11 protein-coding genes are annotated in these 14,190 nt (G+C 63.2%); 6 read left to right on the top strand and 5 right to left on the bottom strand.

Annotated elements, in window-relative coordinates; all coding sequences use genetic code 11:
- The first annotated feature begins 40 nt into the window (after positions 1-40).
- Positions 41-1,339 carry an organoarsenical effux MFS transporter ArsJ gene (arsJ, locus tag V5B44_RS02255; protein WP_332344303.1) on the top strand — a complete coding sequence of 433 codons (1,299 nt, stop codon included), beginning with the start codon at positions 41-43 and terminating at the stop codon, positions 1,337-1,339.
- A gap of 212 nt (positions 1,340-1,551) precedes the next feature.
- Positions 1,552-2,691, top strand: coding sequence for a hypothetical protein (locus tag V5B44_RS02250; protein WP_332357485.1), 1,140 nt, complete (start codon positions 1,552-1,554; stop codon positions 2,689-2,691).
- A gap of 65 nt (positions 2,692-2,756) precedes the next feature.
- On the opposite strand, the gene eno is transcribed toward V5B44_RS02250, so the two are convergent.
- From eno to V5B44_RS02225, 5 genes are all read right to left on the bottom strand, one after another.
- A complete protein-coding gene (gene eno / locus V5B44_RS02245) occupies positions 2,757-4,151 on the bottom strand; it encodes a phosphopyruvate hydratase (protein WP_332357484.1) in 1,395 nt (464 codons plus the stop codon).
- Between the two features lie 250 nt (positions 4,152-4,401).
- Positions 4,402-5,565: a CaiB/BaiF CoA transferase family protein gene (locus tag V5B44_RS02240; protein ID WP_332357483.1), complete on the bottom strand. Its 1,164-nt coding sequence runs from the start codon at positions 5,563-5,565 to the stop codon at positions 4,402-4,404.
- Between the two features lie 528 nt (positions 5,566-6,093).
- Entirely contained in the window at positions 6,094-7,530 is a 1,437-nt protein-coding gene (locus tag V5B44_RS02235; protein ID WP_332357482.1) for a DegQ family serine endoprotease, read from the bottom strand.
- 82 nt (positions 7,531-7,612) lie between these two features.
- A complete protein-coding gene (locus tag V5B44_RS02230) occupies positions 7,613-8,929 on the bottom strand; it encodes an ATP-binding protein (protein WP_332357481.1) in 1,317 nt (438 codons plus the stop codon).
- Positions 8,929-9,588: a response regulator transcription factor gene (locus V5B44_RS02225; RefSeq protein ID WP_332357480.1), complete on the bottom strand. Its 660-nt coding sequence runs from the start codon at positions 9,586-9,588 to the stop codon at positions 8,929-8,931. Before V5B44_RS02225 ends, V5B44_RS02230 begins: the two co-directional genes overlap by 1 nt.
- Before the next feature lie 354 nt (positions 9,589-9,942).
- Here V5B44_RS02225 and thrH point away from each other — a divergent pair, with 354 nt between their 5' ends.
- From thrH to V5B44_RS02205, 4 genes are all read left to right on the top strand, one after another.
- Positions 9,943-10,569, top strand: a complete 627-nt coding sequence (thrH, locus tag V5B44_RS02220; RefSeq protein WP_332357479.1) for a bifunctional phosphoserine phosphatase/homoserine phosphotransferase ThrH — start codon at positions 9,943-9,945, stop codon at positions 10,567-10,569.
- 6 nt (positions 10,570-10,575) lie between these two features.
- Positions 10,576-11,448, top strand: coding sequence for a formyltetrahydrofolate deformylase (purU, locus tag V5B44_RS02215; protein ID WP_332357478.1), 873 nt, complete (start codon positions 10,576-10,578; stop codon positions 11,446-11,448).
- Positions 11,449-11,530: 82 nt separating this feature from the next.
- Positions 11,531-13,483, top strand: coding sequence for an ABC-F family ATP-binding cassette domain-containing protein (locus V5B44_RS02210; RefSeq protein ID WP_332357477.1), 1,953 nt, complete (start codon positions 11,531-11,533; stop codon positions 13,481-13,483).
- Between the two features lie 39 nt (positions 13,484-13,522).
- Entirely contained in the window at positions 13,523-13,942 is a 420-nt protein-coding gene (locus V5B44_RS02205) for a bacteriohemerythrin (RefSeq protein ID WP_332357476.1), read from the top strand.
- Positions 13,943-14,190: the final 248 nt, after the last annotated feature.

The raw sequence follows: 14,190 nt of genomic DNA, 5'->3' as shown, positions 1-14,190 counted from the left end.
CCTCGCTGCACTGGCACCCCACCCCCATTGAAGGAAGAGCATGAGCGATCCCTCCGCCGACAAGACAGCCACGGCGCGCGCCGGCCTGCGCAACTACGTCTTGGTCACCGCCGCCTACTGGTCCGATACGGTGACCGACGGCGCCACCCGCATGCTGGTCCTGTTCTATTTCTACAACCTCGGATACACACCACTTGCGGTTGCGTCGCTGTTCATCTTCTATGAAGTCTTCGGCATCCTGACCAACCTCTTCGGTGGCTACATCGGCGCCCGTTTCGGGCTCAAGACGACGCTGTTCATCGGGCTCGGGACGCAGCTCGTGGCGTTGTCGATGCTCGCCTTTGCGCCCCAGGCCTGGCTGATCGTCGCCTGGGTCATGGCCTCGCAGGCACTGAGCGGGATCGCCAAGGACATGACCAAGATGAGTTCGAAGAGCGCGGTCAAGCTGATCGTTCCCGAGAATGCCTCGGCAACGCTGTACCGCTGGGTGTCGGTCCTGACCGGGTCGAAGAATGCACTGAAAGGGGTGGGCTTCTTCCTCGGCGGTCTGCTGCTGACCCTGCTCGACTTCCAGACAGCGCTCAAGCTGCTGGTTGCACTGGTCGGCACGACCTTGATCCTCACCGCCATCCTGATGCGCGGCGGCCTCGGCCAGGCCAACAAGAAGGCCAAGTTCGGGCAGATGTTCTCGCGCAACGGCGCGGTCAACAAGCTTGCCGCGGCGCGCATTTTTCTCTTCGGTGCGCGCGACGTCTGGTTCGTCGTCGGTCTGCCGGTTTTCCTCTCCAGCGTGCTCGGCTGGACTTTCTGGCAGTCAGGCGGCTTTCTCGCGGTTTGGGTGATTGGTTACGGCATCGTCCAGGCGGCGACGCCGGGTCTGTTGCGTAGCCGCGTCGAGGAGAGGCATGAGCCCGATGGGCGGACGGCGACAATTCTCGCCTTCGTCCTCGCCGCGCTGCCGGCCGGCATCGCCCTCGCTCTCGGCGCCGGGGTCGCGCCAAGCATTGTCGTCGTCGCCGGACTGATCATCTTCGGGGCGGTTTTTGCCTTGAACTCGGCGGTGCACTCCTACCTGATTCTCGCCTACACCGACAGCGACAAGGTCGCGATGAGCGTCGGCTTTTACTACATGGCCAATGCCGCCGGTCGTCTCGCCGGCACGGTGCTGTCCGGGGCCCTCTATCAGTGGGGTCTGCAGAGCGGACCGAGCAACGGTCTGATCGCCTGCCTGTGGGCATCGTCGGCCTTCGTGCTCATCGCCGGCCTGCTGTCGCTGCTGCTGCCACGCAACCTCGGCCCTAGGAGCAAGCCGATCAAGCTCGACGACCTCGGGGAGTAGCGCAGGCGGCGCGATCAATGGCGATTTCAACCGTGCCCCTTGACCGCGATCCGGGAAGCTTCTCTGATGGCCATCGCTCTGGGTGACGATACAGCTCGCAAACCGCGCACCCCTATATCACCTGCCCGTCAGGCGCGATTGAGGGGTTTCACTCAGGCTACCTATACTCCAGCCGTTGTATCCGGACGCAACTTCACCGCCAGTTCAAACCCATGAGCGAATACCAATACTACGAATTCCAGGCCATAGACCGACCGCTCACCACCGCCGAAATGGGCGAGCTGCGGGCGGTCTCGACGCGGGCGCGCATCACGCCGACGAGTTTCGTGAACGAGTATGCGTGGGGCGACTTCAAGGGTCAGCCTGACGTCTGGATGGAGCGTTACTTCGACGCCTTCCTCTACCTCGCCAACTGGGGCACGCACATCCTGAAGCTGCGCCTGCCGCCGCGCCTGCTGAATCCGGCAACCGCCCTCGCCTACTTCGGCAGCGACAGCGCCTTCGTCAATGTGAAGTCCGGCAAGGTCATCCTCTCTTTCTCCTCCGACGACGAGGATGGCGGTGAGTGGGTCGAGGGCGAAGGACAGCTCTCGTCGCTAATTTCGGTCCGTGCCGAGCTGGCACGCGGTGATCTGCGAGCGCTCTACCTCGGCTGGCTGCTGCGGGTGCAAGCGGGAGAGATCGACAGCAAGGAAGCGGAGCCGCCGGTGCCGCCGGGCCTTGGCCAACTCAGTGCCTCTCTCGACAGTCTGGCGGACTTCCTGCGTATTGACGGCGACTTACTCCACGTTGCCGCGAAGGCAAGTTCGCCACTCCCGGACCTTGCGCTCGATCGTGACGAGTTTCTTGCCTGGGTTGGCACGCTGGCCACCGCCGAAAAGGACGAGTTGATCACGAAACTCGTCGTCGAGTCGGATCAGGCCGCTGTCGCGGAGCTGCTGCAACGCTTCCTACGGCAACGCAGCGCTGCCGGCGCAGGGCCGGTGACCAGCGGCAGGACTGTCGGGCAACTGCTCGCGGCTGCAGCGGCGCACACCAAGCAGAGGAAACGCATCGAGGCCGAGAAACAGACCGCGGAAAGGGTACGGCGCGAGCGGGAGGCGGCAGCCGCCAGGGAGAAGCACCTGGACAGCCTCGTCGGGCGTGAGGCCCGACTGTGGGCCGAAATCGAAACGCTCGTCGCGACCACGCAGGCGGCCGGCTATGATCAAGCCGTGCGGCACTTGGTCGACCTGCGAGACCTCGCTACGCGCGGCAGGGGCGGCGACTTTCGGCTGCGCCTCGAGTCGCTGCGCCAGGCGCACGCGCGCAAGCTCGCCTTCATCAAACGACTGGACAAGGCGGGCTTGTGATGGGCCAGACCGGAATGAAAAAAGGCATCGCCGCAGCGATGCCTTTTCCCGTCTTGCGGCGCAGTCTAGAAGCCGGCGCCCTTGATTGACTTCAGGCCCTTGTAGACGGCCTTGCTGCCCAGTTGCTCCTCAATGCGCAGCAGCTGGTTGTACTTGCAGATGCGGTCGGTGCGCGACAGCGAACCGGTCTTGATCTGCCCGGCACCGGTTCCGACGGCGAGGTCGGCAATGAAGGAGTCTTCGGTCTCGCCCGAGCGATGCGAAGAGATCACGCCATAGCCGGCTTTCTGCGCCATCTTGATGGCGTCGAGCGTTTCAGTGACGGTGCCGATCTGGTTCACCTTGATCAGGATTGCGTTGGCCGCCTTCATGTCGATGCCCTGCTTCAGGCGGGTCGGGTTGGTGACAAAGAAGTCGTCGCCGACAATTTGCACCTTGCTGCCGAGCGCCTTGGTCAGTTTGACATAGCCTTCCCAGTCGCTCTGGTCGAGGCCATCCTCGATCGACACGATCGGGTACTTCTTGCACCAGTCGGTGTACACCGCAATCATCTCGTCGTCAGTAAACAGCTTGTCGGGATTCGACTTCCAGAACTTGTAGCCCTTGCGGCCACCTTCATCAAAGAGTTCGGAAGAAGCACAGTCGAGTGCGATGGCGATCTGCTTGCCGGGCTTGTAACCAGCGGCGACGATTGCCTGCATGACGACTTCGAGCGATTCGTCGTTGGTCAGGTTAGGCGCGAAGCCGCCTTCGTCGCCGACCGCCGTCACATGCCCGCCCTTCTTGAGGATGCCCTTCAGCGCGTGAAACACCTCGGTGATCCATTGCAGGCCTTGCGAGAACGACTCGGCGCCGACCGGCATGATCATGAACTCCTGGAAGTCGATCAGGTTGTCGGCGTGCTTGCCCCCGTTGATGATGTTGGCCATCGGCGTCGGCAAGGCGAAATCGCGGTTCTTGTGAATCTTGCCGATGTATTTCCACAGTGGCATCTTGCTGACGCTGGCACCCGCCAGCGTGATGGCCATCGAAGCGCCGAGGATTGCGTTGGCGCCGAGACTCGACTTGTTGGCAGTGCCGTCGAGCGCGATCATCGCCTCGTCGAGTTCGCGTTGGTTGAGCGGGTTCTTGCCCTTGAGCAGTTTGGCGATCTTCGTATTGACCGCTTCAACGGCCTTCAGCACGCCCTTGCCGAGATAGACCTTCTTGTCGCCATCGCGCAGTTCGCAGGCTTCGAATTCACCGGTCGAAGCGCCGGAGGGTACGGCGGCACGGGCCATGAAACCGTTGTCGAGCGTGATGTCGACCTCAACGGTCGGGTTGCCGCGTGAGTCGAGGATCTGCCGACCGACGACCTTGGTGATCTTGACGAAGTCAGGGGTAACGACCGGGGCCGCCTCTTCGACCTGTTCAACTTGTTCGACTTTTTTCGCTTTCTTGACTTTTTCGGCTTTTGCCATGATCGAGCTCCGTAGGAGTGGTTTGGTGGGAAGTTCGTGGGAACTTCGTGGAAAGTTTCTCTGCCTGATAATACCGAATTCGCATCACGCGGCGCAATGCTTGATGAGCGGGAAAACACCCTGGTTCGGCAATATATTCGGACGAGCAAAGGTCGTCCGCCGATCCGGTCCGGATCAAGTCACTTTGCCTGCCGAATCCGGGAAGCAGCGGCAGGATGGCTGATCCCGCAGCGAATCCTGCCGCGCGCGGTCAGATCACTTTCTGCGCGCGCAAGTGGCCAATCTCGTCGACGCTGAAACCACTCTGACGAAGAATCTCCTCGCTGTGCTCACCCGCGGCAGGTGGTGGCAGACGCGCTTCGAAAGGCAGGTCACTGATCTTGAAGGGCGGCGCGAACTGTCTGACGCCATCGACCTCGACGATCATGCCGCGCGCCAGCAGCTGCTCGTTTTCGAGGCTCTCCTCGAAGCGCAGGACCGGCGTGACACAGCAGTCGACGCGGTCGAACAGCGCCGTCCATTCGGCGAAAGTGCGCTGCGCGAAGGCCGCCTCCAATTCGCGGCGGATGCGCTGTCCCTCGGCGCCGGTCGCGAAGGCGAAGGACTTCAGGTCCGGACGCTCGATCGCCGCGCACAGCATCTGCCAGAACTTCGCCTCCATGGCGCTGACCGCGAAGTAGCGGCCGTCGCTGGTCGCATAGACACCGTAGCTGGGCATGCCGCCGGTGAGCACATCCTCGCCACGCGGCAGCGCCTGGCCCAGGCCGAGCACGGCCAGCAGCGGAAAGAGCGTGTGTGCGAAAACGGCGTCGGTCATTGCCACGTCGACGTAGCGTCCCTGGCCACTGGCCCGGGCACCGAGGACTGCCGCGAGGACGCCGACCAGCGCACTCAGTGAGCCGCCAAACAGGTCGCCAATCTGGAAGTTCGGAATCGCCGGCGCGCCTCCCGAGGTGCCAATCTGGTCAAGCAGTCCGCAGTAGCCCAGGTAGTTCAGGTCGTGGCCGGCGCGGTCACGGTACGGCCCATCCTGCCCGTAGCCGGTGATCGCACAGTAGACGATGCGTGGATTGAGCGACGACACGGCCTGGTAGCCGATGCCGAGCTTGTCCACCACGCCGGGACGGAAGCCCTCGAGGATGACATCCGCCTGCGCGGCGAGGCGCATGAAGGCGTCGACACCGGCGGCCTGCTTGAGGTCGAGGGTCAGGCTGCGCTTGTTGCGATTGACGAGCTGGAAGTAGCTGATATCACCGTGGACGGCACCGGCACTGCGCGCGTAATCGCCAGCGCCGGTGTCTTCGATCTTGATCACGTCGGCACCGAGATCGGCGAGATGCATGCTGGCCAGAGGTCCCGGCAACAGTCGCGTCAGATCAAGCACGCGAAGGCCGGCGAGAGGGGGAGAAGGCATTGGAATGGTCTTTCGGGAAGGTGATTTGCTGGAATGCTTGCCGGCGCCAGGAGCCCACCGGAGATGGCGGCGCTGCTTCTTAGCGACGGCCTGTGACAGCCTACAGCGCCCATTTTAGCCTTGCGGGAAAGCGAGTGGTCCGATCTTGCTGAAGACTTCGGGATTCGCGCGCGCGGCGCACCAATTTTTCACAGACTCTGAGTCTGGGTCCCTGCCGCTGCCCTTCGCCGCCGGCCCTGGCCTACGGGGCTACCTTGCCTTCGATGAGACGTTTCTGCGGTTCTTCCGAGCTCTCAAACCGGAGCAGGTCAGGTACGGAGCCTCCCGGGCACGAAGGAAGGCAGGCGACCCCAATGATGGCTTCGACGTGTCGCCCGCTCCGGGTAGCAAACCAGACCGAGGAGCTGCAAGGAAACGATATCATCAGGAGTCGCCTGCCAGGTACTGCCTGCAAGGCATCCGGCCTAGACGGAATCGCCGCTTTGACGGAACATGCCGAGAAGGCCGAACACTGCGTTGATCATCGCCTTAGCCGAGTTCGACCGGGACGAAGATCTTCGCATTGTCGCGTTCGATCAGCAGCGCCACATTCTTGCCAGCCTTGTCGAGCAGGCTGCGCAGTTGCGGCACATCACGGACCGCCTGTCCATTCAGCGAGAGGACGACGTCGCCGGGCAGCACGCCGGCGCGCGCCGCAGGTCCGCTGACGTTTTCGACCAGGAGCCCGTTCGGATTGTCGACCTGCCGGCGCTCTTCCGGGGTCAGCGGACGAAGCGCAAGGCCGAGACGGGACTTGTCGGCGGCCTCGCTGTCGCCTGACGCCAGTTTTGGTCCCGGAATCTCACCGACGGCGAGCGCGATCTCCTTGCTTGCTCCCTTCCGCCAAACCTCCAGCTTGACCTGTGTTCCCGGCTTGATGTTGGCGACCAGGGGCGGCAGCTCCGACGAACGCCCGATCGCGGTATCGTTCAGCTTGACGATGATGTCCCCTGGCTCGAGACCGGCAGCAGCGGCCGGGCTGCCTTTCTCGACCGAACTGATCAGGGCCCCGGCCGTACTCTTCAGGCCGAAGGACTCCGCCAGCGATTGCGAAACCTCCTGGATCGTGACACCAATTCGGCCGTGACTGACCTTCCCATGCTGAACCAGTTGCTCCTTGATGTTCATCGCGACATCGATCGGGATGGCAAAGGAGACCCCCTGATAACCACCACTGCGGCTATAGATTTGCGAGTTGATGCCAATCACTTCGCCCTCCAGATTAAGCAGCGGCCCACCCGAATTGCCGGGGTTGATCGCCACGTCGGTCTGGATGAACGGGACATAGCTGTCGGAAGCCAGCGAACGTGATTTTGCCGAGACGATACCGGCAGTCACGGTGTTCTCGAAGCCGAATGGCGAACCAATGGCGACGACCCAGTCACCGACCCGCGCACGCACCGGGTCGCCGAGGCGAAGGACTGGCAAATCCCTGGCGTCGATGCGCAGCACCGCGACATCGGTCAACTTGTCCAGCCCGATCACCTTGGCCTTGAATTCGCGCCTGTCGGTCAGTTTGACGGTCACCTCGTCCGCATCAGCGACGACATGGGCGTTGGTCAGGATCAGGCCATCGCTGCTGACGATGAAACCGGAACCCATACCGCGCGCGGGCCCCCGCTCCTGCGGCTGCGGCGTGCCGAAACGACGGAAGAACTCGAACATCGGATCGTTCGGATCCATGCCTGTCTTCTGCCGGCCGCTGACGCTGATATTGACCACCGCCCCACCCGCACTGTCGACGATGGCGCTGATGTCGGGTAGCGCTGCAGCCAGCCGCGCCGGCGGTGCGGCGGCGGGCGCCAGTGGGGTGGCAATTGCCTCGGCGGGGCCGACGGCCTGGCTGCCAAATTTTGCGTAGCCCACGCCCAAAGCGGCGATGACCGTGACGCCGAGCAGACTGCGTTTGATGGTTGTTGCTTGCATCACTATCTCCTGGTTGGTTCGATAAACGGAAGTGCCTGACTTCCGATGGGCGAACGATAGAAGACAGCGACTTAAATCTGACTTAAGACGACCCCGCTGCCGGGAATTCAACCCGGGCGCGGAGGCCACCAAGGCGGGAATCGTCGAGGACGACCCGCGCCTGATGGCGATCAGCGATGGTTTTGACGATCGCCAGCCCGAGACCGCTGCCTGGTCCGCCCGCTTGCCCCCGACGATAGAAACGGTCGAAAACACGTTCCCGATCTTCGAGCGGAATTCCCGGGCCGGAATCGCAGACCTCAATGAAAGGTCCGACCTCGTCTTGACCGGTGGCGAGGTCCACCTTGCCTCCCGGCGGGGTATAGCAGAGCGCGTTGCTCACCAGATTACCGAGCAGGATGCGCAACGCATCGCGTTCCCCCCTGACCACACACGCGCCCGCAGACGGTATCGCCCCAAGATCGATCTGCCTGGCTTCTGCCAGTAGCAGATGATCGGCGATAACCTGTGCCGCCAGCTCGGCAAGATTCACCGCTGCCAGCGGCCGCTCACCACCGCCGGGCTCCTGCCGGGCCAGCGTCAGCAGTTGCTGCACCGAATGCGTGGCGCGTTGCAGCCCCCCCTTGAGTTCGGCGAAGGCTTCGGCACGCGACGCGGCATCGTCGGCACGCTCGGCGAGCTGCACCTGCAGTGTCAGCGCTGTCAAGGGCGTGCGCAGCTCGTGCGCGGCATCGGCGATGAATTCGCGCTGCGCCTCGAGCGCGCGCTTGAGGCGAACCAGCAGGTCGTTCAGCGCCCGGACCAGAGGCACCACCTCGGCCGGCACGCGGCTTTCCGACAAGGGATCCAGGGCGACGGCGGTGCGCGTGGTCACCGCTCGCGCGACGTCGTCGAGAGGTCGCAGGCCGCGGCCGACGACCATCCAGATCAGCACCCCGAGCATCGGCAGCATGAGCAGGGAAGGAGCCACGGTGCGCCAGGCGGCCGCAAGCGCCAACTGGTCTCGCACCTGCATCGGTTGTGCCACCTGGATGATCTGGCTTCCCTGCTGCATGCCGAAAACACGCCACTCGCCACGGCCGCTATTGACCGTTGCAAAGCCGATCGGTGCCTGGTGGGGAAGCTCCTGGCGAGGGTGCGAGAGATAGAGGCGTGTACCATCCGGGCCCCAGATCTGAATCGAGAAATCCTGCGCGTCTTCGTCAATCCCGAATTCATGCTGCGGCCCGTTCTGGAGAGCATAGTCGCGGAGAGACAATGCCAACTGGCGGAGTTGATAGTCGAACAGCGTGTTGGCTTCAGCGCGCGCCGTGCGGTAGGTGACGAGCGCACCGAGCAGCGTGGTCAGCATGATCGCGGACAGCAGCGCGATCAGCAACTGGCGGCGGATTGATTTCATCAAACTAGCGGCACCAGATAGCCAACGCCGCGGATGTTCCTGATCCGTTCGGCACCGAGCTTTCGCCGCAGGGAATGGATATACACCTCGACGGCATTGCTTTCGACTTCCTCGCCCCAGCCGTATAGCCGCTCCTCGAGCTTCGCCCGCGACAGAGGCGTCCCCGGCTGTTCGAGCAACGCCCGCAGCAGCGCAAACTCACGCGCCGAGAGTTGCACCGGCTGGCCGTTCTGTGTCAGCTCATGGGTTGCCGGATTCATGCGCAGGTCGCCAAGCGCGATCACCGGATCGGCGCGGCCGGCGTGACGGCGCAACACCGCCCGCATGCGTGCCGACAGTTCGTCGAGATCGAAGGGTTTCACAAGGTAGTCGTCGGCCCCGGTGTCGAGTCCCTTGATCCGGTCAGCGACCGAATCGCGGGCGGTGATCACCAGTACCGGGATGCGATTGGCGGCACGCCGCAGTCTGGCCAGCACCTCCAGCCCGGACTTGCCGGGCAGGCCGAGGTCGAGCAGCAGCATCTCGTAATCCGTGGTTGCCAGAGCGAGTTCGCCCGCCTGGCCATCGCGCACCCAGTCGATCGTGTAGCCATTCTGCCGCAGGCCCTGCTGAACACTCTTGCCGATCATCGGGTCGTCTTCGACGAGTAACACGCGCATGGTATGGGTTGAACGCAAAGGGGCAGGCGGACACCGAAAGTCGAACGGCGCCAGCGATGCGGCGGCCGACTGTCCTGCCGGGCGCCTGGCCAGGGTGGATTTTACACGCCAACCACGGCTGGCAGGGCCATCGCCGCGACGCCGGCGCCGGGCTGCTGGCAGTCCAACCTTGTGGAGGCTGGCAGCGGGCACGGAGGCGCCGCAGGCAAGGGTCAGGCAGGGCGAGACCAGAGCGCGTTTGCCCGCCAGCGCGGTGACCGGCAGCGCCACCGGCACGGCCGGCTGACGGCCCTTGCGGCGTGGATTTGGTAGAATCCCGCCTTTCGCTGAAAAATCATCCCCTGGGAGCTTGCCGTGCAAATCGTCTGTCTCGACCTCGAAGGCGTCCTCGTCCCGGAAATCTGGATCGAGTTCGCCACGCGCACCGGCATTCCGGAGCTTCGCCGCACGACCCGCGACGAGCCGGACTACGACAAGCTGATGAAGTATCGCCTCGCCATCCTGACCGAACACGGGCTCGGGCTGCCGGATATCCAGAAGGTGATCGCCGCAATGGGACCGCTCGATGGCGCACGCGCCTTTGTCGATGGCCTGCGCGAGGACTATCAGTTGATCATCCTGTCCGACACTTTCTACGAGTTTGCGCACCCGCTGATGCGCCAGCTAGGCTGGCCGACGCTGTTCTGCCACAGCCTCGAAGCCGGCGCCGACGGAATGCTGGTGCGCTACCACCTGCGCATGCCCGACCAGAAGCGCGAGGCGGTTCGCCGCCTCAGGGAGCTCAGGTTCACGGTGGTCGCCGCGGGCGATTCGTACAACGATACGGCGATGCTGCGCGAGGCGCACGCAGGCATCCTTTTCCACCCGCCCGAGAACGTGATCCGGGAATTCCCCCAATTCCCGGTGACGCAGTCCTATGCAGAACTCCGCGCCGAGATCGACAAGGCCTTTCTCGCCTGTGCGACCGCCGAGAAAGGCTAGCACGCGATGCAATCAAAGCGTTTCTACACCTTGTCGGGGTCCTGCCCGGACCAGATTGGCATCATCGCACGCGTCTCCGGTTTCATTGCCCAGCATCGAGGCTGGATCCTCGAGTCAAGCTATCACGCCGACGACGGCAGCGGCGAGAATGACAGCCGCTATTTCATGCGCATGGAGGTGAAGGCCGATTCATTGCCGTTTCACCTGGCCGAGTTCCGCGAGCGCTTCCGTCCGCTCGCGGAAGATCTGTCGATGAACTGGAAGATCAGCGACTCGGCGGTGAAGCGCCGCGTCGTGATCATGGTCAGCAAACAGGAGCATTGCCTCTATGACCTGCTGTCCCGCTGGCAAGCCAGGGAACTGGACATCGAGATTCCGTGCATCATCTCGAATCACGACACCTTCAAGGCCTTCGTCGAATGGCACGGCATCCCGTTCCACTACGTGCCCGTCAACCCCGACAACAAGCAGGCGGCCTACGCCGAAATCGGTCGCATCTACGACGAGGTCAAGGGCGACACGATGGTCCTCGCGCGCTACATGCAGATTCTCCCGCCCGAGCTGTGTGATCGCTACCCGGGGCAGATGATCAATATCCACCATTCCTTTCTGCCCAGCTTCGTTGGCGCCCGGCCCTACCATCAGGCCTACCAGCGCGGCGTCAAGTTGATCGGCGCCACCTGCCACTACGTCACCCGAGACCTCGATCAGGGGCCAATCATCGAGCAGGACGTCATCCGTATCGATCACTCCGACTCGGTCGAAGACATGGTCCGCTACGGCAAGGACATCGAGAAAGCGGTCCTCGCGCGCGGGCTGCGTTATCACCTCGAGGACCGTGTCTTGGTACACGCCAACAAGACCGTGATTTTCCGGTGAGATTCTCCGCAGCTGCTTTTGACCGGCCGACAGCTCGCGGTTGCCCGGCTGCTGCCGGACGATCAAGCGGAGCGTCACCGGCATGATCACCCTCAAGGGCGTGAGCCTGCGCCGCGGAACCAGGACCGTGCTGGACAACACGTCAGTGTCCGTCAACCCGGGCGAGCGGGTCGGACTGGTCGGTCGCAACGGCGCCGGAAAGACCACCTTGTTCGGACTGCTCGACGGCAGCCTGCACGAAGACGCCGGCGAGTTCGCGCGCCCAGCACAATGGCGCCTGGCGCAGGTCGTGCAGGAGATGCCGTCAAGCAGCCAGAGTGCCACCGACTTCGTGATCGAAGGCGACAGCACGCTGCTCGCCGCCCAGGCGGAAGTGCGCCTGGCCGAAGCCGACGGCGACGGCGAATGCCTGGCCCACGCCTACATGGCCTTGCACGACGCTGGCGCGCACGATGCCCAGGCCCGCGCCCAGGCGCTGATCCTCGGTCTCGGTTTCAAGACCACCGAATTGAACCATCCGGTCGACAGCTTCTCCGGCGGCTGGCGGATGCGTCTGCAACTGGCGCGCGCATTGATGTGTCCGTCGGATCTCCTGCTGCTCGACGAACCGACCAATCACCTCGATCTGGATGCGCTGGTCTGGCTGGAAACCTGGCTCAAGCGCTACGAAGGCACGATGGTCGTGATCAGTCACGACCGCGAGTTCCTTGACGCAGTGACTACCGCCATCCTTCATCTCGAAAATGGCAAGCTGACGCGCTACGGCGGCAACTACAGCACCTTTGAAGAAACCCGCGCCCAGCAGATCGACCTGCAACAGAACGCCTACCTCAAACAACAGGACAAGATCGCCCATCTGCAAAGCTTCATCACCCGCTTCAAGGCCAAGGCAACCAAAGCCAGGCAGGCGCAAAGCCGGGTCAAGGCGCTTGAGCGGATGGAGCGCCTGGCGCCGGTACTGACCAGTGCCGACTTCACTTTCGAGTTCAAGGAACCGGCCAACCTGCCCAACCCGATGCTGGTCATGGCGGGGGCCTGCTTCGGCTACCCGCCAGCGATCGATGCCCCCGCCAGCACCCCGCCGACCGTGATTGTCCGCCAGGTCAACAGATCGGTACTGGCTGGCCAGCGCATCGGCATCCTCGGCGCCAACGGACAGGGCAAATCAACGCTGGTCAAGACCATCGCCCGCGTTCTGACCTGCATCAGCGGCACCGTCAGCGAAGGGAAGGGGCTCAATATCGGCTACTTCGCCCAGCAGGAACTGGACGTCCTCCGGCCTCACGAAACCCCTCTGCAGCACATGGTGCGACTGGCCAAGGAAAGCCCGGCCGGCGGACAAAGCGACCGCGAGCAGGACCTGCGCAGCTTCCTCGGCACCTTCAATTTCACTGGCGAGATGGTCAAGCAGACGGTCGGCACGATGAGTGGCGGCGAGAAGGCGCGCCTGGTGCTGTGCATGATCGTCTGGCAGCGCCCCAACCTGCTGCTGCTTGACGAGCCGACCAACCATTTGGACCTTGCCACGCGTGAAGCGCTGGCCATGGCCCTCAACGAATTCGAGGGAACGGTGATGCTGGTCAGCCACGACCGTTCGTTGTTGCGTTCGGTGTGCGACGAGTTCTGGCTCGTCACTCGCGGTGGCCTGGAAGACTTTGCTGGCGACCTCGACGACTACCAGCGCTACCTGCTGGACGAGGCAAGACGCAGCCGTGAAAGCCTCAGGGAGTCCGTCAAACGGGAGAAGCAACCGATCATGCAGGCGCCTCCGCCAGGCGGCGGCAGGGCCAAAAAACCGCCTGGCCCGTTGAAGGCGCTGCAGCGTGACCAGGGACAGGTCGAAAGAACCCTGCTCGAACTGCAGACGGAACAGCACTCGCTGGAAGCCCGCTTGGCGACCGCGCTGGCGGCCCAGGAGCTGGCCAGTGTCGGCCGGCGACTGAACCAGATCGCGGCGGAACTGTCTGCTCTTGAAGACAGATGGCTGACCCTTTCCGAACAGATAGACACGGCAACACGACCGCTGCAGTCGTAAAGCTATCGGGCAGTTCCCTTACAGTAGATGGAGCAACAGATGGAATTTGAGTTGGCTGAGTGGTCATCGAAGATCGAGGTCGGGCTGCCGATGATCGATGAGCAGCATCGGCAGTTGTTCGATCTTGCCGCCACCTTCAGGGGCGCTGGTGACCAGATCCGGGTCTTGAAATCGCTGGCGATGCTTACCGAATACGTCAAGGTGCATTTCCGCGAGGAAGAGGAGTTGATGGCATCCTGCCACTACCCCGCCCTGGAGGCGCATCGGCGACTGCACGGCGAATTTCGCCGCATGCTTTTCGAACTGCTTGAGAACGCCAAGCAAATGACGCTCGACGAGATTGCCGATGAGGTCAAGTACCTGATCAACGGCTGGTTTTACAACCACATCCTGGTTACCGACTTCGACTACGTACCCACTGTCAAGGCGGCTTCTGCGGCGGGCGCGAAAGCGGAATGAGCGCGCACAGACTCAGACCGAAGCAGGGTTCGACCGCTTTCGGGTAAGTCCGGAGGCGGCGGCCAGAGGCTCGTCGCCCGCCTGCCGTCGGTTCAGCGAGCGACACGACAGGAACGACTCGCACGTGTTATCCGTGACATCCTTCACCGCGAGAAATCCCCGACCGCAGTAGGCTTCCTCTCGGCCTCGCACCTTTCGCCGCCATCGTCGTGCTGCACGATGGGCGCAACCGCTGTGCCTCCGCGCCG

It is taken from the genome of Candidatus Accumulibacter necessarius, assembly GCF_036625085.1.
This window is presented reverse-complemented; position numbering and strand designations above follow the sequence as displayed.

What these genes read in the sequence shown, in the direction of transcription:
- arsJ (WP_332344303.1), top strand. Translation starts at nt 41, where the DNA reads ATGAGCGATCCCTCCGCCGACAAGACAGCCACGGCGCGCGCCGGCCTG.
- V5B44_RS02250 (WP_332357485.1), top strand. Translation starts at nt 1,552, where the DNA reads ATGAGCGAATACCAATACTACGAATTCCAGGCCATAGACCGACCGCTC.
- eno (WP_332357484.1), bottom strand. Translation starts at nt 4,151, where the DNA reads ATGGCAAAAGCCGAAAAAGTCAAGAAAGCGAAAAAAGTCGAACAAGTT.
- V5B44_RS02240 (WP_332357483.1), bottom strand. Translation starts at nt 5,565, where the DNA reads ATGCCTTCTCCCCCTCTCGCCGGCCTTCGCGTGCTTGATCTGACGCGA.
- V5B44_RS02235 (WP_332357482.1), bottom strand. Translation starts at nt 7,530, where the DNA reads ATGCAAGCAACAACCATCAAACGCAGTCTGCTCGGCGTCACGGTCATC.
- V5B44_RS02230 (WP_332357481.1), bottom strand. Translation starts at nt 8,929, where the DNA reads ATGAAATCAATCCGCCGCCAGTTGCTGATCGCGCTGCTGTCCGCGATC.
- V5B44_RS02225 (WP_332357480.1), bottom strand. Translation starts at nt 9,588, where the DNA reads ATGCGCGTGTTACTCGTCGAAGACGACCCGATGATCGGCAAGAGTGTT.
- purU (WP_332357478.1), top strand. Translation starts at nt 10,576, where the DNA reads ATGCAATCAAAGCGTTTCTACACCTTGTCGGGGTCCTGCCCGGACCAG.
- V5B44_RS02210 (WP_332357477.1), top strand. Translation starts at nt 11,531, where the DNA reads ATGATCACCCTCAAGGGCGTGAGCCTGCGCCGCGGAACCAGGACCGTG.
- V5B44_RS02205 (WP_332357476.1), top strand. Translation starts at nt 13,523, where the DNA reads ATGGAATTTGAGTTGGCTGAGTGGTCATCGAAGATCGAGGTCGGGCTG.